Annotated in this window: 20 protein-coding genes, 1 tRNA gene and 1 pseudogene; 15 read left to right on the top strand and 7 right to left on the bottom strand. The window is 66.6% G+C overall.

Annotated features, from left to right (window positions below):
* Nucleotides 1-74: 74 nt before the first annotated feature.
* The 6 genes and pseudogenes from R5H30_RS06975 to R5H30_RS06955 form a co-directional block, all read left to right on the top strand.
* Nucleotides 75-224 carry a hypothetical protein gene (locus R5H30_RS06975; RefSeq protein ID WP_318327379.1) on the top strand — a complete coding sequence of 50 codons (150 nt, stop codon included), beginning with the start codon at nucleotides 75-77 and terminating at the stop codon, nucleotides 222-224.
* A complete protein-coding gene (locus R5H30_RS06970) occupies nucleotides 214-1764 on the top strand; it encodes a hypothetical protein (RefSeq protein WP_318327378.1) in 1551 nt (516 codons plus the stop codon). The genes R5H30_RS06975 and R5H30_RS06970 overlap by 11 nt, the downstream gene beginning before the upstream one ends.
* Nucleotides 1761-2729 (top strand): site-specific tyrosine recombinase XerD, encoded by a 969-nt coding sequence (locus tag R5H30_RS06965; protein ID WP_318327376.1) that lies wholly within the window; start codon nucleotides 1761-1763, stop codon nucleotides 2727-2729. Before R5H30_RS06970 ends, R5H30_RS06965 begins: the two co-directional genes overlap by 4 nt.
* A gap of 130 nt (nucleotides 2730-2859) precedes the next feature.
* On the top strand, nucleotides 2860-4167 hold the full coding sequence (locus R5H30_RS06960; protein ID WP_318327375.1) for an HlyC/CorC family transporter: 1308 nt from the start codon (nucleotides 2860-2862) through the stop codon (nucleotides 4165-4167).
* 285 nt (nucleotides 4168-4452) lie between these two features.
* Nucleotides 4453-4671 (top strand): hypothetical protein, encoded by a 219-nt coding sequence (locus R5H30_RS21755; RefSeq protein WP_412105108.1) that lies wholly within the window; start codon nucleotides 4453-4455, stop codon nucleotides 4669-4671.
* A gap of 18 nt (nucleotides 4672-4689) precedes the next feature.
* Nucleotides 4690-5967 (top strand): annotated as a pseudogene (locus tag R5H30_RS06955) (sulfatase-like hydrolase/transferase); the annotation flags it as partial.
* A 79-nt stretch (nucleotides 5968-6046) separates the two neighbouring features.
* Here R5H30_RS06955 and R5H30_RS06950 read toward each other — a convergent pair.
* From R5H30_RS06950 to R5H30_RS06940, 3 genes are all read right to left on the bottom strand, one after another.
* A complete protein-coding gene (locus R5H30_RS06950) occupies nucleotides 6047-6973 on the bottom strand; it encodes a homocysteine S-methyltransferase family protein (RefSeq protein ID WP_318327373.1) in 927 nt (308 codons plus the stop codon).
* A 204-nt stretch (nucleotides 6974-7177) separates the two neighbouring features.
* Nucleotides 7178-9598, bottom strand: coding sequence for a GcvT family protein (locus tag R5H30_RS06945; RefSeq protein ID WP_318327372.1), 2421 nt, complete (start codon nucleotides 9596-9598; stop codon nucleotides 7178-7180).
* Between the two features lie 115 nt (nucleotides 9599-9713).
* The gene (locus tag R5H30_RS06940) at nucleotides 9714-11015 is read right to left on the bottom strand and encodes a DUF2254 domain-containing protein (RefSeq protein WP_318327371.1); all 1302 of its coding nucleotides are present in this window, start codon (nucleotides 11013-11015) and stop codon (nucleotides 9714-9716) included.
* 125 nt (nucleotides 11016-11140) lie between these two features.
* On the opposite strand from R5H30_RS06940, the gene R5H30_RS06935 reads away from it, so the two are divergent.
* The 3 genes from R5H30_RS06935 (at nucleotide 11141) to R5H30_RS06925 (ending at nucleotide 15144) form a co-directional block, all read left to right on the top strand.
* Entirely contained in the window at nucleotides 11141-13549 is a 2409-nt protein-coding gene (locus R5H30_RS06935; RefSeq protein WP_318327370.1) for a GcvT family protein, read from the top strand.
* 56 nt (nucleotides 13550-13605) lie between these two features.
* Nucleotides 13606-14226, top strand: coding sequence for a nucleotidyltransferase family protein (locus tag R5H30_RS06930; RefSeq protein ID WP_318327369.1), 621 nt, complete (start codon nucleotides 13606-13608; stop codon nucleotides 14224-14226).
* A 129-nt stretch (nucleotides 14227-14355) separates the two neighbouring features.
* On the top strand, nucleotides 14356-15144 hold the full coding sequence (locus R5H30_RS06925; protein WP_318327368.1) for a glycoside hydrolase family 25 protein: 789 nt from the start codon (nucleotides 14356-14358) through the stop codon (nucleotides 15142-15144).
* 45 nt (nucleotides 15145-15189) lie between these two features.
* Here the strand turns inward: R5H30_RS06925 and R5H30_RS06920 are convergent.
* A tRNA-Leu gene (locus R5H30_RS06920) sits at nucleotides 15190-15275 on the bottom strand.
* Between the two features lie 144 nt (nucleotides 15276-15419).
* Between R5H30_RS06920 and R5H30_RS06915 the strand changes: the two genes are divergently transcribed.
* Together R5H30_RS06915 and R5H30_RS06910 are read left to right on the top strand one after the other, a co-directional pair.
* Nucleotides 15420-15998, top strand: a complete 579-nt coding sequence (locus R5H30_RS06915; RefSeq protein ID WP_318327367.1) for a YqaA family protein — start codon at nucleotides 15420-15422, stop codon at nucleotides 15996-15998.
* Entirely contained in the window at nucleotides 15995-16459 is a 465-nt protein-coding gene (locus R5H30_RS06910) for a disulfide bond formation protein B (RefSeq protein ID WP_318327366.1), read from the top strand. Before R5H30_RS06915 ends, R5H30_RS06910 begins: the two co-directional genes overlap by 4 nt.
* A gap of 72 nt (nucleotides 16460-16531) precedes the next feature.
* Here the strand turns inward: R5H30_RS06910 and R5H30_RS06905 are convergent, their stop codons facing one another.
* A complete protein-coding gene (locus tag R5H30_RS06905) occupies nucleotides 16532-16957 on the bottom strand; it encodes an Lrp/AsnC family transcriptional regulator (protein WP_318327365.1) in 426 nt (141 codons plus the stop codon).
* A gap of 114 nt (nucleotides 16958-17071) precedes the next feature.
* On the opposite strand from R5H30_RS06905, the gene rocF reads away from it, so the two are divergent.
* Both rocF and ocd read left to right on the top strand, forming a co-directional pair.
* The gene (gene rocF / locus R5H30_RS06900; protein ID WP_318327364.1) at nucleotides 17072-17992 is read left to right on the top strand and encodes an arginase; all 921 of its coding nucleotides are present in this window, start codon (nucleotides 17072-17074) and stop codon (nucleotides 17990-17992) included.
* An 11-nt stretch (nucleotides 17993-18003) separates the two neighbouring features.
* A complete protein-coding gene (gene ocd, locus R5H30_RS06895) occupies nucleotides 18004-19050 on the top strand; it encodes an ornithine cyclodeaminase (protein ID WP_318327363.1) in 1047 nt (348 codons plus the stop codon).
* 6 nt (nucleotides 19051-19056) lie between these two features.
* Here ocd and R5H30_RS06890 read toward each other — a convergent pair whose 3' ends face one another.
* Nucleotides 19057-20202 (bottom strand): FAD-dependent monooxygenase, encoded by a 1146-nt coding sequence (locus R5H30_RS06890; protein WP_318327362.1) that lies wholly within the window; start codon nucleotides 20200-20202, stop codon nucleotides 19057-19059.
* A 93-nt stretch (nucleotides 20203-20295) separates the two neighbouring features.
* Nucleotides 20296-20751 (bottom strand): RNA polymerase-binding protein DksA, encoded by a 456-nt coding sequence (gene dksA / locus R5H30_RS06885; RefSeq protein ID WP_318327361.1) that lies wholly within the window; start codon nucleotides 20749-20751, stop codon nucleotides 20296-20298.
* A 137-nt stretch (nucleotides 20752-20888) separates the two neighbouring features.
* Here dksA and R5H30_RS06880 point away from each other — a divergent pair, with 137 nt between their 5' ends.
* Both R5H30_RS06880 and R5H30_RS06875 read left to right on the top strand, forming a co-directional pair.
* Nucleotides 20889-21728 (top strand): AAA family ATPase, encoded by an 840-nt coding sequence (locus R5H30_RS06880; protein WP_318327360.1) that lies wholly within the window; start codon nucleotides 20889-20891, stop codon nucleotides 21726-21728.
* A 10-nt stretch (nucleotides 21729-21738) separates the two neighbouring features.
* On the top strand, nucleotides 21739-22638 hold the full coding sequence (locus R5H30_RS06875; protein WP_318327359.1) for an AEC family transporter: 900 nt from the start codon (nucleotides 21739-21741) through the stop codon (nucleotides 22636-22638).
* Nucleotides 22639-22786: the final 148 nt, after the last annotated feature.

The raw sequence follows: 22786 nt of genomic DNA, 5'->3' as shown, positions 1-22786 counted from the left end.
GAATGACGTGATATTGCGGAAAAGGCCATATATAACTTGCTCAAAACGGCACCGGAAAGAGGCAGAGCAGTACCATGGGGCGACTATTCAAGCTATTGATTTTCTTATTGATAATCGGCCTGATTGCCCTTGTCGGTTATGCCTATGTCGGTCCGTTCTTCGGGGCCGATTTCTCGGCGCCGCAACAGGAGATACGGGTGCCCGTGACCCTTGATGACAACTGATGCGGCGCCATTCCTGATCCGCGCGGCACTTTGCGCGTTCCTGCCCTGCGCCGGCGCGGCCCAGGACGCGCCGCTGTCGGTGATCGACTGGCTCGACAACAATCCCGAGCGCGCCACACCCGTCGCCATGCCGGCGCCGGAGGAACCGCCGGTCGCGCGATCCGGCCGCGTTCCGGATGTCGAGACGCAGCCGCTGGCCGAACCGGCGATGCGCCGGATCGGTCTCGTTCCACCGGACGTCACCGGCCTCTCCGACGACCTGTGGCTCGGCAGCGATGCGATCCGCCTGACCGACCTGCTCGACCGCCTGCCCGAGCTTGAACTGCCCGCGGCGCAATCTCTGCTTTACACCGTTCTGCTGGCCGAGGCGCTGGAGCCACCGGCCGATCCCGGTCCGCAGGACCTGTTCGCGCTGGCGCGGATCGAAACGCTCTGGCGCTACGGCGCGCTGGAACCGGCGCTGGCGTTGATCGAACAGGCCGGCCCGACGCGGGACGCGGCGCATTTTTCGGCCTATGTCGATATCTCGCTGCTCACCGGTGACGAGGATGCCGCCTGCGCCACCCTCGTCGCCAATCCGCAGCTTGCACCGACACTGGCGCATAGCGTCTTTTGCACTGCGCGGTCGGGCGATTGGACGACCGCGGCGCTGATGTTCGACAGCGGGCGGGTGCTGGGGCGGTTCGATGCCACGGAAACAGAACTGCTGGACCGGTTCCTGAATCCCGACCTCTTCGAGAACGCCGGTCCGCTAGCGCAAACCGCGGACATCTCGCCGCTGGCTTTCCGCCTGCACGAGACCATCGGGGAACCCTTGCCCACCGGAAGCCTGCCGCGGGCCTATGCGGTGGCCGACCTGCGTGACCTGGCCGGCTGGAAGGCGCAACTCGAAGCCGCAGAGCGTCTGACGCGCACCGGGGCGTTGCCGGACAACCGTTTGCTGGGGATCTACACCGCGCGGCTGCCGGCGGCCTCGGGCGGGATCTGGGACCGGGTCGCGGCGCTGCAGCAGTTCGAGACCGCGCTTTCGACAGGTTCGGCCGAGGCGGTCGGCAAGACGCTGCCCGACGCCTGGTCGGCGATGCAGGACGCCCGTCTCGAAGTCTCCTTCGCTGCGCTTTTCGCCGCGGAACTCGAGGAGATCGACCTTGTTGGCCCCGCGGCGCGCATCGCCTACGACATGCGCCTGCTGTCGCCCGGATACGAAGCGGCGGCGCAGGACGAGACCCTACAACACAGGGCCATCCCGCGCGGCATCGCGCTGGGGCGGATGGCCGGGCTGCGGGTCGAGGACCCGGTGGCCGAGGCGATCCAGCGCGGGCTCGAAGGCGAGGCGCTGGATCCAGCGATCGTGCGCGCGGCCGGCGAGGGCCGGCTGGGCGAGGCAATCCTGCGAACGCTCTACCTGCTCGGGGACGGAACGCATGGCGACACCCAGGCGCTGGCGAGCGCCATCGGGACCCTGCGCAAGCTCGGGCTCGAGGACACTGCGCGGCGCGCGGGGCTCGAGCTTATCCTGCTCGACCGGTTCTCGGGATGACCGCGGACAGCTGGATATCCGCCTTTCTCGAAGCCCAGGCCGCGGAACTCGGGGCGGCGCGCAACACGCTTCTGGCCTACGGGCGCGATCTGCGCGACGTCGCCGACTGGATCGCGGCACGCAACAAGGGATTCGACACGCTGGCACGTCAAGACGTCGAGGATTACCTCGTGCATTGCGACGCGCAGGGGCTGGCCCGCGCGACCCGCGCCCGTCGGCTGTCGGCGATCAAGCAGCTTTACCGCTTCGCCTTCGAGGAAGGTTGGCGCGAGGACAACCCGGCGATCCAGATTGCCGGTCCCGGACGCGACAAGCGCCTGCCGAAGACGCTGACCGAAGACGAGGTCGACCGCCTGCTCGAGGCCGCGCGCGTCTCCGGGCGAACCGCGGCGGACGCGGCGCGCAACACCTGCCTTATGGAGTTGCTTTACGCTACGGGCATGCGGGTGACCGAACTGGTCTCGCTGCCGGTCGCCGCCACGCGGGGCGATCCGCGCCTGCTGCTGATCCGTGGCAAGGGCGGCAAGGAACGCATGGTACCGCTGTCACCGCCGGCCCGCGATGCCTTGGCGACCTGGCTCGAGATCCGCGACGCCGCCGAAGAGCAGGACACCGCAAAGGGCAAACCGGCGTCGCGTTTCCTGTTCCCGTCCCGCGGGGCGTCCGGGCACCTGACCCGCCACCGCTTCTACCTTCTGATCAAGGAGTTCGCGGTGGCTGGCGGCGTGTCTCCGTCCAAGGTCACGCCGCACACGCTTCGGCATGCCTTTGCCACGCACCTTCTGGCCCGCGGTGCCGACCTGCGGTCGATCCAGACCCTGCTCGGGCACGCCGATGTCGCCACGACCGAGATCTATACCCACGTGCTCGAGGAACGCCTGTCAGAGCTTGTCCTCAACCATCATCCGCTGGCCAAAAACGGGGCAAAGGCCCCGCCGCGCAAGGCTTCGGTCGGTCGTGACTGATCTTCGCGGGATCACCCGCCGCTGGCGCGCGCACCGCCCTGCCCCCTACGAGGCTTGATTGCGCCGCCCCGCGTGCCCATAACCAGCATGCCCTTACCACGCACTGCACAGATCGAAGGTACTTTTGCAGATGGACTCCGTTCCGGCCACATATGACAGCGCGTTCTGGATCACCTGCGCGGTCATCCTGCTGTTGCTCGTCCTGTCGGGCTTCTTCTCCGGCTCCGAAACCGCTCTGACCGCGGCCTCGCGCGGCAAGCTGCGCGCCCAGGCCGACCGAGGGTCACGCGGTGCCGCGCGCGCGCTCAAGATCACCGAGGACAATGAGCGACTGATCGGCTCGGTCCTGCTGGGCAACAACCTGGTCAACATCCTCGCGGCCTCGCTTGCCACGGCGATCTTCACGCGGGTCTTCGGCGAAAGCGGCGTGGCGCTGGCGACCCTGGTGATGACGCTGCTGGTGCTGGTCTTCGCCGAGGTGCTGCCAAAGACCTATGCGATCACCAACGCCGAGACCGCCGCCTCGCTGGTGTCGCGCCCGATCCAGATCGTCGTTGCGATCTTCGCGCCGGTGGTCTCGGCGGTGCGCCTTTTCGTGCGCGGCGTTCTGCGCATCTTCGGTGTCACCATCGACCCCGACACCAGCGTCCTCGCCGTGCGCGAGGAGATCGCCGGAGCGCTGCATCTGGGCCATTCCGAAGGCGTGGTCGAAAAGGAGGACCGCGACCGCATCCTCGGCGCGCTCGACCTCGGCGACCGCACGGTCGAGGAGATCATGCTGCACCGCTCGGGCATCGAGATGATCGACGCCGACGACGAGCCCCAGCAGATCCTCGACCAGTGCCTGAAATCGAACCATACCCGCCTGCCGGTCTTCCGCGGCGAGCAGGAAAACATCCTTGGCGTCGTGCATGCCAAGGACTTGCTGCGCGCGATGTACAAGATCATCGGCGGACCGGATGGCGATGCCGCGAAGCTGCGGAACTTCAAGATCACCGATGTGTCGATGAAGCCCTACTTCGTGCCCGAGAACGCCACGCTGGACGAGCAGATGCGCCAGTTCCTGCGCCGCCGCACCCATTTCGCGCTGGTGGTGGACGAATACGGATCGCTGCAGGGGCTGATCACGCTCGAGGATATCCTCGAGGAGATCGTCGGCGAGATCACCGACGAGTTCGACCCCGAGGAAGAGCAGACGCTCAAGCCCGACGACTCCGGCCACTATGTCGTCGACGGCGGCATGACCATCCGCGACCTCAATCGCGCCACGGACTGGAGCCTGCCGGACGAGGAGGCCAACACGATCGCCGGGCTGGTGATCCACGAAGCGCAGATGATCCCGACGGCGGGACAGGTGTTCTCGTTCCACGGCTTCCGCTTCGAGGTCTCCGAACGCGAGGGCAACCGGATCACCCGGCTGAAGATCCGCCCGCTCTGAGCGCAGGTCGGAGTGGTCGCGGGACCGAGCATGCCGCAGCGTCGCAAAGAGGGCCGTTTCAGCGAACGCGTAGCCGGTTCTTGAGCCGGCTGTCTGCGCTTTGGGAAAGCACTGGCCGGGGTCGGTGCCGACGAACCAATTACAACCAAGGCGCGGTCTTTGGGGTTTCCCGAGGCGATGACTGCGCGCGCCTCTGTCGGTGTTCTCTCAAATGTCGGGGACCGGAAACCAATGAACAACTATGCCGCGAGCTTCACGATCTAAGCATCACGGGTTCATTGGAGGTTGGACGAGATTAAACGACTCTTTCCGGCAGCACTATCCATCTGCCTGGCGGCCGGCGCGGGTGCAGCGCGGGACGCAGAGCAGCCGAATATCCTCGTGATCTGGGGCGATGACGTCGGCATGTGGAACATCTCGGCCTATCACCGCGGGATGATGTGCTGTGAAACGCCGAACATAGACCGCATCGCCGATGAGGGCCTTTTGTTCATGGATCACTGATCACATGCGTCCTGCACCGCCGGATGCGCCGCTTTCATCACCGGGCAGTACCCGATCCGCACCGGGCTCTCGACCGTGGGCCTGCACGGCGCGCCGCAGGGCCTGCAGGCGGAGGATCCGACGCTGGCCGAAATGCTCAAGCTGCTGGGCTACCGCACGGGACAGTTCGGCAAGAACCACCTGGGGGATCGCGACGAACACCTGCAGACGAACCACGGGTTCGACGAGTTCTTCGGCATACTCTACTACCTCAACGCCGGCGAATACGTCGAGCAGGACGACTACCTCGTCCTGGCTTTCAAGGACGCGGGCCTTGCCCAGCGCGGCATCATCCATTCCTTCGCCGCCGAGGACGGGGGTGCGCAGCAGATCGAGGATCTCGGCGGCTTCGGGCAGGAAAAGCAGCGCGTCCTGGACCAGGAGGTGCTGGAGGAAAGCAAGCGCTTCATCCGCGAGGCCGTGAAGGCGGACACGCCGTTCTTAGTCTGGCACAACACGACCCGGATGCACTACCGCACCAACCTCAGCGAGGAATACGACGGCGTCACCGGCACCGGTTCCGTCTACGCCGACGGAATGGTCGAGCGCGACGACGTGCGCGAGCTTCTGGACCTGCTCGACGAACTCGGCGTTGCGGACAACACCGTGGTGATGTTCTCGACCGACAACGGCGGGCCGACCAACAGCTGGCCGGACGGCGGCAACCAGCCCTTCCGCGGCGACAAGGGTGTCGGCGGCTACGAGGACGCATTCAAGGTACCCGCGATGATCCGCTGGCCGGGCCTGACCGAAGCCGGAACCACGACCGGCGAGTTGATCACGATGGAGGATTGGGTTCCCACAATCATGGCCCAGCTCGGGCGAACCGATCTGAAAGAAGACCTGCTGGACGGTGCCGAGATCGGTGGCGAGACCTACACGGTGCATCTCGACGGGTTCGACCAGACCCCGATCCTGACCGGCGAAGGGCCGTCCAACCGGCGCTTCTTCCCGTTCTTCTCCGAAACGACCTTCCACGGGTTGCGCTTCGATGAATGGAAGTTCCTCTTCACGCAGCAGGACAAGCGGTTCAACGGCGTTCAGGACCAGCTGACGACACCGCTGATCACCCGGCTCGATCTCGATCCGTTCGAACGCTTCCACGAAAGCCGCGGCTTCGACGAATGGCAGGAGAAACGGTCCTGGGCGCTTGGCTCGGCGAGCGCGATCCTCGGCCAGTTCTGCGCGACCTTCCAGGTTATCCGCCGCGTCAGGCGAGCCTCCACTTCGACACCGAGGCGATCATGGACAGCATGATGGACCCGAACGCGCGCTGAATTCTAAGTCTTGCAAACACAGAACCAGCGCGGCGGCGGACCGCCGCGCTGGACAGAGTTCAGGCCGCGATGTGCGCCTCGAGATGATCGGACATGCAGCCGACATGGCGGTGGTCGGTCCCGCAGCAGCCGCCGATGACACGCAGGTTCGGCAGGTTGCGCTGCAAGTCGGCGCAGAGCCGGCCGAGTTCCGCCGGATCCCCGTCGTCGAGATCTTCGGCACAGTCGAGCTCGGCATGGCTCATCCGCGAGGCGTTGGTGCGCAGCCCGCCGATCCGCGCGAGCCAGGACGCCGCGCCGCCGAGGCGGTGCGCGAAGTGGTCGGGATGGGCGCAGTTGATCATGTAGTAAAGCACCCCGCCCCCGGTATCGCGGTCGGTCTGCGCGATGGCTTCCCCGAGCGTCTGTCCCGACGGCAGGTGGCCGTCGGTTTCCACGGTGAAGGAGATCGCCACCGGCAGTTCCGCCGCCATCGCCGCCTTGGCGATGCCGATGGCTTCCTCGGCATGGGTCATGGTCACCGCCGTCGCCATATCCGCCCCCGCGGCCGCCAGCGCCTCGACCTGGACCGCGTGCAGCGTGCGCGCGGCGTCGACCGTCAGCATCTCGCCGGGGTCGTAGCCGTCACCGGACGGCCCGATGACACCGTTGATCACGATGGGCGCCGCACCGGTGCCGGATTCCACCACCAGCGCCCGGGCGAACTGGACCGCGGCGTGATTGGCGCGGCGCAGATCGCCGGCACTGCGGCCGAGCACTTCGGCCCAACCCATGTTGGCGCGCCAGGTCACGGTGTCCAGCACGAAGCCGCGCCGGGTGCGGGCGGCCAGATCGATGTAGCCCTCGAAATAGCGGCGCAGCTCGTCGCGTCCTGTCGCGGTCTCAAGCAGCGGGAAGGCCGCGAAGCACGGCAGGTCCTGCCCCTGATGAAAGATCAGGCTGGTTTCGAGGCCACCGTCGGTCAGGAAGGGCCTCGACGTGCGCATAAGCATATCAACTGACATTGTGTTCACTTTTCCAAAATTCAGGTCTCAAATGCGGGTCCGTGCCGCCGGCGCGTGACCTTTGGCGCGACCCCGTCCCGCCATGTGACAGCCGAATCGCGAGGCGTCTGTGAACTGCGTCACAACCGGACGCGGATCCCGCTTTTTCCCGGCCAGAGCGGGAAATGACGTGGCGTCAGTATTGGCTCAGGCGCGCAGGCGGACCCCATCCGGATCGAAGGGCGGTCGATCGAGGATCACCGCGTCATGCGGGCGGCCGAGCACCATGACCTGCACCGGGTCTCCGGGACCCGCATCCCTCACGTAGGCCAGCGCGAGGCTTTGCCCGACCGTGTAGCCATAGGCGCCCGAGGTAACCCGGCCGATGCCGCGACCGTCTTTGAAAACCGGTTCGCCGCCGGTGGCGTCGGCGTTCGAGGCATCCGTCTGCGCAGCGTCGAGCGCCAAGATCGCCAGCCGTTCGCGCGGAACCTGCGCCAGCACCTTTTCGACCGCGGCCCGGTTCAGGAAGTCCTTGTCGAGCTTGCAGAGCCGGTCGAGCCCGGCCTCCTGCGGCCAGTATTCGGGAGAGTACTCGCGCGACCACGAGCCATAGCCCTTCTCGATGCGCAGCGACATCAGGGCCCGGCTGCCAACCGGACCCGCTCCGACCTCCCTGCCCGCCTCCAGAAGCGCGTCGTAGAGGCGTGCCTGGTCTTCCTTGGCGCAATGCAACTCCCAGCCGAGATCCCCGGTGAACGACACGCGCAGCGCCAATGCACGAACGCCTGCAATGTCGATCCACGCCGAGCGCATGAACGGAAAATCCTCGGTCGCCAGCGATGCGTTGGTGAGGCGTTGCAGCAACTCGCGCGACGCGGGTCCTGCCACGTTGAAACCGCAGGTCTGCAGCGTCCGGCTTTCGAAGGTGGTGCCCTCCGGCAGCGGCACGGCGCGGAAAAACCGCTGATGATACCGCTCGGCCATGCCCGAGCCGATGATCCAGAATTCGTCGTCTCCCGTGCGCGTCACGGTGAAATCGCCGGCAATGCCGCCACGCGTGCCGATCAGCGGCGTGAGGCACGACCGGCCCACGCCGCGCGGCATCCGGTTGGCGAAGACGGCATTCAGCCAGTCCTCCGCCCCCGGCCCGTGGCAGACGTATTTGGCGAAGTTCGAGATGTCGATGATGCCGGCGCGTTCGCGCAGTATCCGGCATTCCTGCCCCACAGGCGCCCACCAGTTCTGCCGCGTGAACCCGTCGGTGTCGGTGGCACCCGGCGTCTCGGCAAACCACAACGGATGCTCCCAGCCGTAATTCAGGCCGAAAATGGCGCCGAGCGCCTTCTGGGTCTCGTAGACGGGCCGCGTGCGCACCGGGCGGCCGGCCGCGCGCTCCTCGTTCGGGAAGTGAATCTTGAAGCGGTTCGCGTATTGATCGCCGACGCGTGCCTTCGTGAAAGCGGCGTCTGCCCAGTCCCCGAAGCGGGCGACATCCCAGGCGAACATGTCGTAGCGGCTTTCGCCCGAGGTGATCCAGTCGGCGGCCAGAAGGCCCATGCCGCCCGATTGCGAGAAGCCGGGAATGATGCCGTTGCAGCAGAAGTAGTTCGACAGTTCCGGCACGGGACCGAAAAGCACGTTGGAGTCCGGCGACCAGATCATCGGGCCGTTGATCACCCGCTTGATCCCGGCCTCGCCCACCGCCGGGACACGTTCGATGGCCCGCATCATGTTGGGCTCGATCCGCTCCAGATCGTCGGCGAAAAGCTCGTGCCCGAAGCCCTGCGGCGTGCCGTCCTCGGCCCAGAACCGCAGATCCTTCTCGTAGGCGCCGACCAGCAGGCCCTTGCCTTCCTGGCGCAGGTAATACTCGCCGTCGCGATCCGCGACCGACGGCAGGCGCCGGTCCAGCGCGGCGATCTCGGCGATGGTCTCGGTCACGAAATATTGGTGCTCGGTCGGTTGCAGCGGCAGCCGGAGGCCGGCCATCGCCGCCACTTCGCGGCCCCAGAGACCGGCGGCATTGACCACCCACTGCGTGTGGATCTCGCCTTTCTCGGTGCGCACGATCCAGCTGCCGTCAGACTGCGCCTCGGTCGCAGTCACCGGGCAGAAACGGTGGATCTCGGCCCCGCCCGCCCGCGCCCCCGCGGCATAGGCACTGGTCACGCCCGAAGGGTCGACGTTGCCGCCGGCGGGTTCCCACATGATGCAGCGGATACCGTCGAAGTCGACCAGCGGATGCAGGCGCTCGGCCTCGTCGCGGCTCACTTCGCCGAAGTCCATCTTGTAGAGCTTTGCCTTGGCCGCCTGCAGGCGCAGCTGGTGCTCGCGCGCCTCGGTCTGGGCGAGGTAGAGCGATCCGGGCTGGAACACGCCGCAGCCCTGGCCGGTCTCTTCCTCGAGCCGCTTGTAAAGGCCCATCGTGTAATGCTGGATCCGGCTGATGTTGGTGCTGTCATGCAGCCCGTGGATGTTTGCCGCCGCGTGCCAGGTAGAACCGGAGGTCAGTTCCGAGCGTTCCAGCAGCACCACGTCGGTCCAGCCTGCCTTGACGAGGTGGTAGAGGATCGAACAGCCGATGACGCCGCCTCCGATGACGACGGCCTGGGCATGGGTGCGCATGGGTCAGCTCCTGTTTCGCGGCACCCTGCACCGCGGGGTCCGCGTCACCTAGCCCGCAAGCGACATGGCATGTCGGAGACCGGCAATCCCGGGCGCGGCCTCGACACGCGGCGGGTCAGTCGCGAGCCGCATCGCGGACTTCCTCGGCGGTCGCCGCGCGTAGCGCCGCGCGGTCCGGCTCGAACTCCAGCGCCTCCATCGCGCGCCGGTACTGCATCACCGCATGCTCCTTAGCGGCGCGACACAAGCCGTCGTCGGGGTGTTTCATCAACGCCGCGCAGGTGCGCTGCAGCCGGATCTGCACCTCGACAAGCTTGGCGCCGTCCCGCCCCAACGCGCCGAAGCCGTCCGCCATCAGGTCTTCGGGGTCGATCGGCTTGATGTGAACCCGTGGATAGGTCGGCGCCTCGTCGCCCTCGGTTTCGTCGCGGTAGAGCGACAGGATTCGCGAGACCCGGGTGATGACGTCGATGGCGGTGCCCGGATCGTTGATGCCCGGCGACAGCGCCTTCGAGGCGATCTCGCCCATCACGATCAGGCCGAAGCGCGGGTCCTGCTCGTAGGTGCGCAGATGGCCCACGTCGACGCATTTGCGCAGCGCGTCCTCCATGTTCTCGTCTTGCGCATCGTCCTCCGGCTCGCCTTCCGGGACCACGTACATCATCGGCTGGTTCTCGAAGACATAAGAGCCGGTGACCTTCGAGACGTAGACGGCCAGCCCGTGACGCGCGGCCACCTCCTGCAGCGCCTCGGGATAGATCTGCTGCACGTAGCCGCTGCGCGCGGTGGCGATCGGGCGCGCCGCCTCGGGCGGCGTGCCGTGCCACGGCTTCCCGCCAAGGCAGGGAATGTCGAGACGCTCGCGGAACTGTGCCATCGTGGTCTCCTCGAGCTGGCGCGTGATGTCGATCAGGCTGCCGAAGGTCTGAAGGTGAAATGTCCAGCGGATCAGGTTCCAGACGATGAAGGCCAGCACCAGAACCGTCGTCACGAAGAGCACGAGCGCGCGCTCGTCGGTGTAGATGCCAAGCTCGCGCAGGATGATCGCCGTCAGCGCGTAGACGTAGGCGCCGATGAAAGCGGCGATGGTGTTCTGGGTCACCGGGTCCTGAATGATCATCCGGTGGACCCGCGGCGTCCACTGGGTCGAGGTCGAGCGGTAGAGCATGACCATGACCGACAGCGAGAAGGTCGTGACCACAAGCATCGCGTCGGCGATGATGTCGAGCAACTCGTCTGCGGCCTGCCCGGTCAGGGTCGAGCCGAGTTTTTCGGGCACGAAATTCTCGATGATCTGCGTGAGCCCGAGCACGACAAAGGCCAGAAAGCCCATCGCGAACACGCGCACCCACAACTTTCTGGTGTATCGGCGCGCCTTGCGCAGCAAGGTGTCGGGAGCAAACTGCGTGAGGTTCATGGCCGGCGGCCTCTTCGGATTGTCCGGCGCATTGACTCCGAGCGACAGGTCATGTCGGAAACGGCAAAGGCACCGGGGCGCAACGGCCTAGGGTCTGGCGGAAGACTTAGAGCAAAGGGGCAGCCATGCAAACAACCACAAGGGTCGCGGTGATCGGTGGCGGCGTCGTCGGCGCATCGGTTCTCTACCACCTGACCAAGCTCGGCTGGTCGGACGTGATGCTGCTTGAACGCTCCGAACTGACCTCGGGTTCGACGTGGCATGCCGCGGGCGGGTTTCACACCCTCAACGGCGACACCAACATGGCGGCCCTGCAGGGCTACACGATCCGGCTCTACAAGGAACTCGAAGAGATCACCGGCCTCTCCTGCGGGCTGCACCACGTCGGCGGGGTGACGCTGGCCGACAACCGCGACCGGTTCGACATGATGCTGGCCGAGCGCGCCAAGCACCGCTTCATGGGTCTGGAGACCGAGATCGTGACGCCCGAGGAGATCGCCAAGATCGCGCCCGTCACCAATATCGAGGGCATCATCGGCGGGCTCTACGATCCGCTCGACGGGCATCTCGACCCATCCGGCACGACCCATGCCTACGCCAAGGCCGCGCGCATGGGCGGCGCCGCGATCGAGACGCATTGCATGGTGCGCGAGACCAATCAGCGGCCCGACGGCACCTGGGACGTGGTCACCGACAAGGGCACGATCCACGCCGAGCACGTGGTGAACGCGGGCGGGCTCTGGGCACGCGAAGTCGGCGCGATGGCCGGCGTCTACTTTCCGCTGCACCCGATGGAGCACCAGTACATCGTCACCGACGACATCCCCGAGATCTACGAGCGCGATCACGAGCATCCGCATGTGATGGACCCGGCCGGCGAAAGCTACCTGCGGCAGGAAGGGCGCGGGCTTTGCATCGGGTTCTACGAACAACCCTGCCGGCCCTGGGCGGTGGACGGCACGCCCTGGGATTTCGGCCACGAACTGCTGCCCGACGACTTCGACAAGATCGAGGCCAGCATCGATTTCGCCTACAAGCGTTTCCCGGTTCTGGCGACGGCGGGCGTGAAATCGGTGATCCACGGCCCCTTCACCTTCGCCCCCGACGGCAACCCGCTGGTGGGACCGGTGCCGGGGATGCGTAACTACTGGTCGGCCTGCGGCGTCATGGCGGGCTTCAGCCAGGGCGGGGGCGTCGGGCTGACGCTGGCGCAGTGGATGATCGAGGGCGAGCCCGAGCGCGACGTGATGGCGCTCGATGTTGCGCGCTTCGGCAACTGGATTTCGCCCGGCTACACCCGGCCCAAGGTGATCGAGAACTACCAGAAACGGTTTTCCGTCTCCTACCCGAACGAGGAATTGCCCGCCGGCCGTCCGAACCGGACCACGCCTATGTACGACATCTTCACGGCGATGGGCGCGGTCTGGGGTCAGCAATACGGGCTCGAGGTGGTCAACTACTTCGCCCAAGGGGACGAGCCGACCTACGAAACGCCGTCCTTCCGGCGCTCGGACGCCTTCGAGGCCACGGCGCGCGAGGTCCGGGGCGTCCGCGAGGGTGTCGGCATCAACGAGGTGCAGAACTTCGGCAAGTACAGCGTGACCGGACCCGGCGCGCGCGACTGGCTCGACCGGATCATGGCGGGCCGCGTGCCGCAACCGGGACGGCTGAGCCTCACGCCGATGCTGTCGCCCAAGGGCAGGCTGATCGGCGATTTCACCATCTCCTGCCTCGGGGAGACCGAATTCCAGCTCACTGCCTCCTACGGCGCTCAGGCGTTTCATTCCCGCTGGTTCGAGAAAAACGCCGCGGACGGCGTAAGGGTCGAGAACATCTCGGACCGGCGCACCGGCTTCCAGATCGCGGGGCCGAAGGCGCGCGCCGTGCTGGCCGCCTGCACGCGCGAGGACGTGAGCGGCATGAAGTTTCTCGACGTCCGGCGCATGGTCGTGGGCATGACCGACTGCATCGTGCAGCGTGTCAGCTACACCGGCGACCTCGGTTTCGAGATCTACTGCGACCCGATGGCCCAGCGCCAGCTCTGGTCGACGCTGTGGGCGGCGGGCGCGGCGCATGGCATGGTGCCTTTCGGCATGCGCGCGATGATGTCGCTGCGTCTCGACAAGTACTTCGGGTCCTGGATGTCTGAATTCTCGCCCGACTATACCGCCGCCGAAACCGGGCTCGACCGCTTCATCAGCTTTTCCAAGAACGCCGATTTCATCGGGCGCGCCGCCGCCGAGGCCGAACGTGTCGCCGGCCCGTCGCGCCGTCTCGTCGCCTTCGAGGTCGAGGCCGAGGATGCGGATGTTCACGGCTACGAGCCGATCTGGCTCGGCGGCGAGGTCGCGGGGTTCTGCACCTCGGGCGGGTTCGCGCATCACTCCGGCAAATCCATCGCGCTGGGATTCCTGCCGAGCGACCGCGTCGCGGAGGCGCCGGCGGTCGAGATCGAGATCCTCGGACAGATGCGCCCCGCGCGCGTTCTGCCCGAGCCGCCCTTCGACGCCGACGGGGCGCGGATGCGCGGCTGAGGCGCGCGTCTTACACGGGGATGACGCCGGGCCGCGCGACAGGATAGTGTCGCCACATGGAAAAGCCCGTGACCCATCTGCCGATCATCGTGCTGGCCGCCGGCCGGTCGCGGCGCATGCGCGGCGCGGACAAGCTGATGGAAGGGATCGACGGAATACCTCTGGTGCGGCGACAGGCGGAGATCGCGCGCGAGGTCACGTCCGGGCCCGTGATCGTCGCCCTGCCCGCGACCCCGAGCCCGCGACGCGACGCGCTGGCGGGTCTCGACGTCGATCCGTTGCCGGTTCGGGAGGCTGCAGAAGGCATGGGCGCAAGCCTGCGAACGGCCTTCGCCGCCCTGCCGCCGGACGCGCCGGCGGCGATGCTGCTGCTCGGCGACCTGCCCGAGATCACCGCGGACGACCTGCGCAGGGTCCTTGCTGACGTCGATCTTGCCGATCGCACGTTGGTCTGGCGTGGCGCAACGCAAGACGGCGCGCCGGGGCATCCGATCGTCTTTGCGGCCGCTCTCTTCGACGACCTGAAGCGGCTCACCGGCGATGACGGCGGGCGGGCAGTGGTCGCGAAGGCCGGCGCAAACGTGCGCCTCGTTTTCCTCGCCGGCCATCGCGCGCGGCGCGACCTAGACACCCCCGAGGACTGGGCGGCCTGGCGCGCCGAACAGCGCGGACGTTAAGCCTGCCTTTACCATGCGCGTGCATCCTGCGGCACGCATGCCGACGCTTCCCGTGACGCGTGCATGTCGCGGTTGACAGAATCCCCCTGTCGATGGACAGTTTCGGGCAAAACAATACAGGCAAAAACGATGCGCAGTTCCCTTCTCGCCGCAACGATCGCCCTCATTCTCTCGGCATGTTCGGGCAGCGGCCCCGACACCTCCCCCGCACCACAGCTTTCGTCGCGCAACGCGGTGATGTCCTTCCCGGCCTTCGGCGATCACAAGGCCGTCGACTGGCCGAGCCGCAAGCCGACGCAGTATCCCGTGCACGGGATCGACGTCTCGCGCTGGCAGGACGACATCGACTGGCGCGCGGCGCGGGCCTCGGGCGTGGCCTTCGTCTTCATGAAGGCGACCGAGGGGGGCGATATCCTCGACCCGATGTTCGAGCAGCACTGGAATGGCGCGCGGCAGGCCGGTGTCCGGCATGGCGCGTATCATTTCTACTACTTCTGCCGCCCGGCCGAGGAACAGGCGGCCTGGTTCATCGAGAATGTGCCGCGCGACCGCTACGCCCTGCCCCATGTTCTCGACATGGAATGGAACCACAAGTCCCCGACCTGCCGCCTGCGCCCGCCCGGCAGCACCGCGCGGGCCGAAGCGGCGAAGTTCCTCGACATTCTCGAGAGACATTACGGCAAGCGCCCGATCGTCTACACCACGCTCGATTTCTACCGCGATACGGAAATCGGCAAACTGCCGCGCACCCAGTTCTGGCTGCGCTCGGTGCGCGATCACCCGCGGGTCACCTACCCGGGGGAAGAATGGACTTTCTGGCAGTACACCGGCACCGGCAAGGTTCCCGGCGTGCGCGGGCCGGTCGACGTCAACGTCTTCGCGGGATCGCTCGATCAGTGGCATGCCTGGGCGCGCTGACATCAGCGGCGCGGTTCGAAAGACAGGGTTCATCGGGATGGAGGCTGGTACCCAAGGTCGGACTCGAACCGACAAGGCCGTTAAGCCGGCGGATTTTGAATCCGCTGCGTCTACCATTCCGCCACTTGGGCCCACGGGGCCGATCCCTCGCGATGTAGCCGCCGCGCCGGGATCGGGCAAGAGGTTTTTCGGCGCCCGGCGTGCCGGTTGCCTTGACGCCCGCCATGCCCCGTGATCTTGCAGGGTCCGAGCCCAACAATCCCGGACGACGCCGCATGATCAGACGCCTTTACGATTGGGTGATCGGTATGGCCGACCATCCCAACGCGCTCTGGGTCCTGGCGGTCGTGTCCTTCGTGGAAAGCTCGTTCTTCCCGATCCCGCCCGACGTACTGATGATACCGATGATCCTTGCCGCCCCGCACCGGGCCTGGCTGATCGCGCTGGTGGCCATGGTGTCCTCGGTGCTGGGCGGGCTTCTCGGTTATGCGATCGGCGCCTTTGCCTTCGAGACCATCGGCCGGCCGATCCTGGAAATGCTCGGCAAGGCCGATGCCATGGCGGCCTTTGGGACGCGCTTCAACGACTTCGGCTTCTGGGCAGTGCTGACGGCGGGGATCACGCCGTTTCCCTACAAGGTCATCACCATCATGTCGGGATGGACCGGCATGCCGCTGGCGACCTTCACCGCGACCTCGCTGCTGGCCCGCGGCATCCGGTTCTTCGTCGTCGCGGGACTGCTGCGCGCTTTCGGCGCTCCGGTCCGCGAGTTCATCGAGCGCCGGCTGGGTCTGGTCTTCACGCTCTTCGTCGTGCTGCTGATCGGCGGCTTCTTCCTCGTGAGGTACCTGTGACCCGCGCCACCTGGATCGGTCTGGCGACGCTGGGCTCGGCCGCGCTGCTCATCGGCGCTTTCGCCTTCCAGCACCTCGGCGGCTATGCGCCCTGCAAGATGTGTCTGTGGCAGCGCTGGCCCCACGGTGTCGCCGTGGCCGCGGGCGCGGTCTGGCTTGCGAGCGTGCCTCGGGTGGCCCTGATCTGGCTTGGAGCGCTGGCGGCGGCAACGACTGCGCTGATCGGGGCCTATCACGCCGGCGTGGAATGGCGCTGGTGGCCGGGGCCGGCCAGTTGCAGCGGCGGCGGGCTCGATCTGGGCACAATGTCCGGAGCGGACCTGCTGTCGACCGACGGACCGGTCGGCTTGGTGATGTGCGACGAGGTGGTCTGGTCTCTTTTCGGCCTGTCCATGGCCGGCTGGAACGCATTTCTGTCGCTGGTGTTGGTGGTGTTCTGGCTGCGCGCGGCGCGCAGCTGAGAGGCTGCAGAAACGAGGGGGCTGTCTGCCCCCTCGCGCTCCCCCGAGGATATTTTTGAACCAGAGACACCCTCATCCGGTCTTGCGTGTCGAGAGCAGGAGGCTGGTCTCGCTTGCGGTGACGCCATCGAAGCGGCGGATCGCCGAGAGCACCGCGTCGAAGGCTTCGAGGGTTTCGGTGCCGATCTCCACGATCACGTCCCAGCGCCCGTTGGTCGACCACACCTGGCGGACCTCGGCCATGCCGCGCAACTGGCGCAGGATGCGGTCGGTACCACGGCCCTCGATACCGATCATCATCAGGCCGCGCACTGGATCGGCGAGCGTGTCCTCGCGCAGGACGACGGTGAAGCCGATGATGTCGCCGTTTTCACGCAGCCTTGTGATGCGGCTGCGAACCGTTGCGCGGGACAGTCCGAGCCGCGCCGCGAGATCCGACAGCGATGCCCGTGCGTCGTGACGCAGGGCAGCAACCAGTCGCTTGTCCGTTTCGTCCATTGGCCTTGTCCAAAGCGATCCTTGTGGCTTCATAATGCGCGATGTGGCCGCTTGTCCATGCCGCATATCGGGCGGTATGACGGCGCGCGACCCCTTTGAGAGACGGAGCCACGAATGACCCAGCAGACCTGCCTTCTGATCGGCGCGCCGGTGGACAGCGGCAAGCGCCGGACCGGCTGTTTGATGGGCCCCGACGCCTACCGCACCGCGGGGCTGGGCCAGGCGCTGGCCGATCTCGGCCATACCGTGATCGACACCGGCAACGTGGGGCCCCGGCGTTTCGAGCCCAAGCCGCACCCGAAGCTGCATGCGCGCGAGGAGACGGCCGCCTGGACCGAGGCGCTGGCGGACGCGGCCGAGGACGGTCTGAAGCGCGGGTTGCCGATCTTCCTGGGCGGCGATCACGCACTGTCGCTGGGCACGGTGCTGGGCGCGATGCGCCATGCCGAGTCGGTGGGCCGGCCGCTCTTCGTGCTCTGGCTCGACGCGCACAGCGACTATCACACGCCCGAGACGACGGATTCGGGCAACCTGCACGGCACGCCGCTGGGCTATGTGACCGGACGCGCAGGCTTTGACGGCTTCCCGGCCCTCCCCACCCCGCTGCAGCAAGAGCACATCGCGATCATCGGACTGCGGTCGGTGGACGCACCGGAGCGTGCGGCACTTCAGGACACGTCGATCCACCGCGTGGACATGCGCGACATCGACGAGCACGGGATCGCGAAGCCCCTTCAGAGCTTTCTCGACCGCGTCTCCGCGGCGAACGGCATGCTGCATGTCTCGCTCGACGTCGATTTCCTCGACCCGTCTGTGGCGCCGGCGGTCGGCACCACCGTTCCCGGCGGCGCCACGATCCGCGAAGGCCACCTCGTGATGGAGATGCTGCACGACTCCGGGCTGATGACCTCATTCGATCTGGTCGAGCTGAACCCCTTCCTCGACGAACGCGGCCGTACCGCGCAGGTGATGGTCGATCTGGCCGCCTCGGCCCTCGGGCGGCGCGTCTTCGACCGCCCGACCCGCGCCTATTGAGAGAGACCGACATGACCCTGCAACCGTCCGACAAGGCGCTCGTGCCCTTCGTTTCCGTCGATCACATGATGCAGCTCATCCATCACATCGGGGTGGAGGAGATGCTGCGCGGGCTTGCGGGTTACATCGAGGAGGATTTCCGGCGCTGGCAGCTTTTCGACAAGACGCCACGCGTGGCCTCGCATTCCGCCGAAGGCGTGATCGAGCTGATGCCGACCTCGGACGGCGAGGTCTACGGCTTCAAGTACGTCAACGGGCATCCCAAGAACACCGCCGAGGGGCTGCAGACAGTCACCGCCTTCGGGCTGCTGGCAGACGTGGGTACGGGCTACCCGGTGCTGCTGACCGAAATGACGATGCTGACGGCGATGCGCACGGCGGCGACCTCGGCGCTGGTCGCCAAGCTTCTGGCGCCGGCCGGCGCGACAACCATGGCGATGATCGGCAACGGTGCGCAGTCCGAGTTCCAGTCGCTGGCGATGAAGGCGGTGCTGGGGCTGAAGGAGGTTCGGCTTTACGACACCGATCCCGCGGCGACGCGCAAATGCGCGGCCAACCTTGCCGGATCGGGTCTGCGGGTGGTGTCCTGCGACAGCGCCGAAGAGGCGATCATGGGTGCGCAGATCCTGACCACCTGCACGGCGGACAAGCAGTACGCGACGATCCTGACCGACAACATGGTGGGCGCGGGTGTGCACATCAACGCCATCGGCGGCGACTGCCCGGGCAAGACCGAACTGGCGCCAGCGATCCTGACACGGTCTGAGATCTTCGTGGAGTATCCCGAACAGACGCGGATCGAAGGCGAGATCCAGCAGCTTGCTCCGGAACATCCGGTGACCGAGATCTGGGAGGTGCTGACGGGCGCGAAGCCGGGGCGCACGTCCGAGCGGCAGATCACGCTCTTCGATTCCGTTGGCTTCGCGATCGAGGATTTCTCGGCCTTGCGCTTCGTGCGCGACCGGATCGGGGATACGGGGCTTTTCCATCCGCTCGACCTTCTGGCCGACCCGGACGATCCGCGCGATCTCTTCGGTATGCTCCAGCGCGCGAAGTGAGCCGGCTCAGGCGGTGACGTCCTTGCGGTAGATCCAGTCGAACTGGCCGACAAGCAGGCCGGGCGCGGCGCGGCTGGCAATGCGCAGTGCCGTGTGCGCGGCGCTGCGGGCCAGGCCCGGGCGCATGTGGTATTTCCATGCGTTGCTTTCGGCGGCGGCGATCACCCGGCGCACGCGGGCCTCACGCAGGCCCTGGTAGGCGACAAGATCGCCTTCGGCCACGCATTGCGCGAGCACCCAGGCATCCTCGAGCGCGAGGTTGGCGCCCTGCGCGAGAAACGGCAGGGTGGGATGCGCCGCGTCGCCCAGAAGCGCGACGCCGTCAGAGTACCAGGACGCGGCAACCGGGTGCCGGAAGAGACCCCAGATGTTGACGGCGCTGACATTGTGCAGCAGATGCATCCGCGTGCCCATGAGCCCCGCGAAGGCACGGCGCAGGTGCATCGGGTCGTCACCATGCGCCCAGCCCTCCTCGGTCCACTCCGTGCGCTCCTCGACGGCGACGAGGTTCAACAGCCGTCCGCCCCGCAACGGATAGCTGACCAGATGCCGGCCCGGCCCCATGACGACATGCACCTCGGGCGGGACCGGTCCCCGCAAGGGAACGGTTGCGCGCCAGGCCGCCTGACCGGTGAAGTGAGCCGGCGGCGCCTCGCCGAACGCATTGCGCCCGACCGAGTGCAGACCGTCGGCGCAGATCACGATGTCGGCGTTGCGACGCGTGCCGTCGTCGAGTTCGACGCCCGGCGCAGCGCCCGGCAGAACGCGCCGAACCCGGCATCCCAGTTCCACGACAACGCCGAGGTCGCGCGCCGTGGAGGCCAGCACCGAGACGAGGTCGGCGCGGTGAACGCAGAGGTATTGCCCCGGCGCCGTCCGGGCGAGGTCGAGCCGGGCGACGGTGCGCCCGTCGAGACCGTCTTCGAGCACGACGGCCTCGGCCTTGACCGCGCCCGTTTGATGAAGTGCCGGCGTGCAGCCAAGCGCCGAGAGGACGTTGAGCCCATTGGGGCTGATCTGCAGGCCGGCGCCCACTTCGCGGATCGCATCGGCCTGCTCCAGCACGGTGACCGCGATACCGCGCTGCGCCAATGCCGCCGCGCAGGCCAGCCCGCCGATGCCCGCTCCGATCACGATAGCTTTGTCGCTCAACGCCCCATTCTCCAACAAAAAAAGCGCCGGGTCGCTGGCCCGGCGCTTTGCGGTCTGTTCTGTCATCTGCGGGTCCCGGACAACCGGGAGGCATCAATCGTCGCGGTGGACCTTCTCGCGGCGTTCGTGGCGTTCCTGAGCCTCGAGGCTCATCGTCGCGATCGGTCGCGCGTCGAGGCGCTTGAGCGAGATCGGCTCGCCGGTAACGAGGCAGTAGCCGAATTCGCCCTCGTCGATCCGGCGCAGCGCCGCGTCGATCTTGGCGACGAGCTTGCGCTGACGGTCACGGGTGCGAAGTTCGAGCGCGCGGTCGGTTTCCTCACTCGCACGGTCGGCCACGTCGGGAATGTTGCGGGTGCCGTCCTGAAGGCCTTCGATGGTGTCGCGCGATCCGGCGAGAAGCTCGGATTTCCAGGTCAGCAATTTCCTCCGGAAGTACTCGAGCTGTCGCTCGTTCATGAATGGCTCGTCCTCTGCCGGACGGTAATTGTCCGACAGGAAGGTCTCCTGCTTCATTCTTTTCCCCTCGAGATGGCTCACGTCGTTCATAAGCGACTTTTTCCTCGGGCCAAACGCCCCCATGGGCGTGCATCTACCCCACGACATGCCGATTGTCACTACACAATCCGGCGGATTTTCGGCTAAAAGCGGTGCGAGTTGATGACGCCCAAAGGATTGACAATTTGATGAAATTTGAAGGTACCGATGCCTACGTCGCCACCGAGGACCTGACCATCGCCGTCAACGCGGCGGTCACGCTGGAACGCCCGCTGCTCGTCAAGGGCGAACCCGGGACCGGCAAGACCGAACTTGCGCGACAGGTCGCCTCGGGCCTCGGCCTGCGGATGATCGACTGGAACGTGAAATCGACCACGCGGGCGCAGCAGGGTCTTTACGAATACGACGCGGTGAGCCGGCTGCGCGACAGCCAGCTTGGCGACGAACGCGTGCATGACGTGAAGAACTACATCCGCAAGGGCAAGCTCTGGGAAGCCTTCGAGGCCGACGAGAAGGTGGTGCTGCTGATCGACGAGATCGACAAGGCGGACATCGAGTTCCCGAACGACCTGCTGCAGGAACTCGACCGGATGGAGTTCTTCGTCTACGAGACCGGCGAGACGATCCGCGCCAGGCAACGCCCGATCGTCATCATCACCTCGAACAACGAGAAAGAGCTGCCCGACGCCTTCCTGCGGCGCTGTTTCTTCCACTACATCCGTTTTCCGGACATCGAGACGCTGAAGAAGATCGTCGAAGTCCATCACCCGGGCATCAAGGACGCGCTGCTGACCACGGCGCTGACGCAGTTCTACGAGATCCGCGACCAGCAGGGGCTCAAGAAGAAACCCTCGACCTCCGAAGTTCTCGACTGGCTCAAGCTGCTGCTGGCCGAGGATCTGACCGCCGAGGATCTCAAGACCTCAGGCGCCAGCGCCCTGCCGCGCCTGCACGGGGCGTTGCTGAAAAACGAGCAGGACGTGCATCTTTTCGAACGCCTCGCCTTCATGGCGCGCCGGAACGGCTGAGAGCGCGCGCGTGCTCGACATTCTCACTGGGAACATCCTCCCGGTCTTCTCGCTCCTCGCGCTCGGCTTCCTGCTTGGCCGCGTCGGTGTGATCGGCGCGCAAGAAGCGCGGGCCGTCAACCGGATCTCGTTCCTCGTCTTCCAGCCCGCGCTGATCTTCCTGCTGGTGGCACGCATCGATGTCTCGAGCTTTCCGCTGCGCCCGCTTGCGGGGTACGCCCTGGCCGAGATTGTGGCCTTCGTACTGGCCTACCAGGTGGCCTTTCGGGTGTTCCACCGCGGACGAGCCGAAAGCTGGCTGCTGGGCATGGCGGTCGTCTTCGTCAATTCGCTGCTTTATGTCTGGCCGATCTCGGTGCTGATTTACGGCGCCGAGGGCGCCGCGCCGATCACCGCGATCGCCGCGTGGGATTCCACCTTCGCTTTCGGCTTCTTCATCATCTCGATGGAACTTCTCCGCGGCGGCCGTGGCCCCCGGGCCGCGCTGGCCTCGATGGCCGTCAACCCGGTTCTGATCGCGATCCTGCTGGCGATCGCCGTCAACATCGCGGGGCTGACGGTGCCCGCGCCGCTGGTCACCGCGCTCGACTTCGCGGGATCGGCGGCCCCGCCGCTGACCCTGCTTGCGGTCGGGGTGATCCTGTCGGGCAGCCCGCTCGTCCCGACCCCCGTGGTCCTTGCGATTTCGGGGATGAAACTGGCGCTGTTCCCCGTGCTGGTCTGGGTGGCGCTGGCGGGCGTGGCGCCGGGGGACCCCGCCGGGGCGCAGTTCATCCTGAACGCGGCCGGCCCCTCGGGCATGATGGCCTTTGCGCTGGCGCTGCTGCACGGCGTGCGCAGCGAGGCGATCACGCAGGTCATCATCTGGACCAGCCTCATCTCGCTGATCCCGCTGGCGCTGCTGGCCTGATCCGGGGGTACGCCGTGCAAGACTGCGGCGCAGGCGCATCACCTGCCGCGCGCTCGGGCCGCTTCCGGCGCTCTTTGACTTGGCAGGCGCCTTTCATCCGGCGTTAACTACGCTGGTGCAACAGTACCGGGGCAAAAGACCCCGGGCG

It is taken from the genome of Roseobacter sp. FCG-D35, from assembly GCF_033436665.1.
Classification (GTDB): domain Bacteria; phylum Pseudomonadota; class Alphaproteobacteria; order Rhodobacterales; family Rhodobacteraceae; genus JAWQFO01.
Note: the sequence above shows the minus strand (reverse complement) of the source record. Positions and strands in the feature narration are given on the sequence as shown.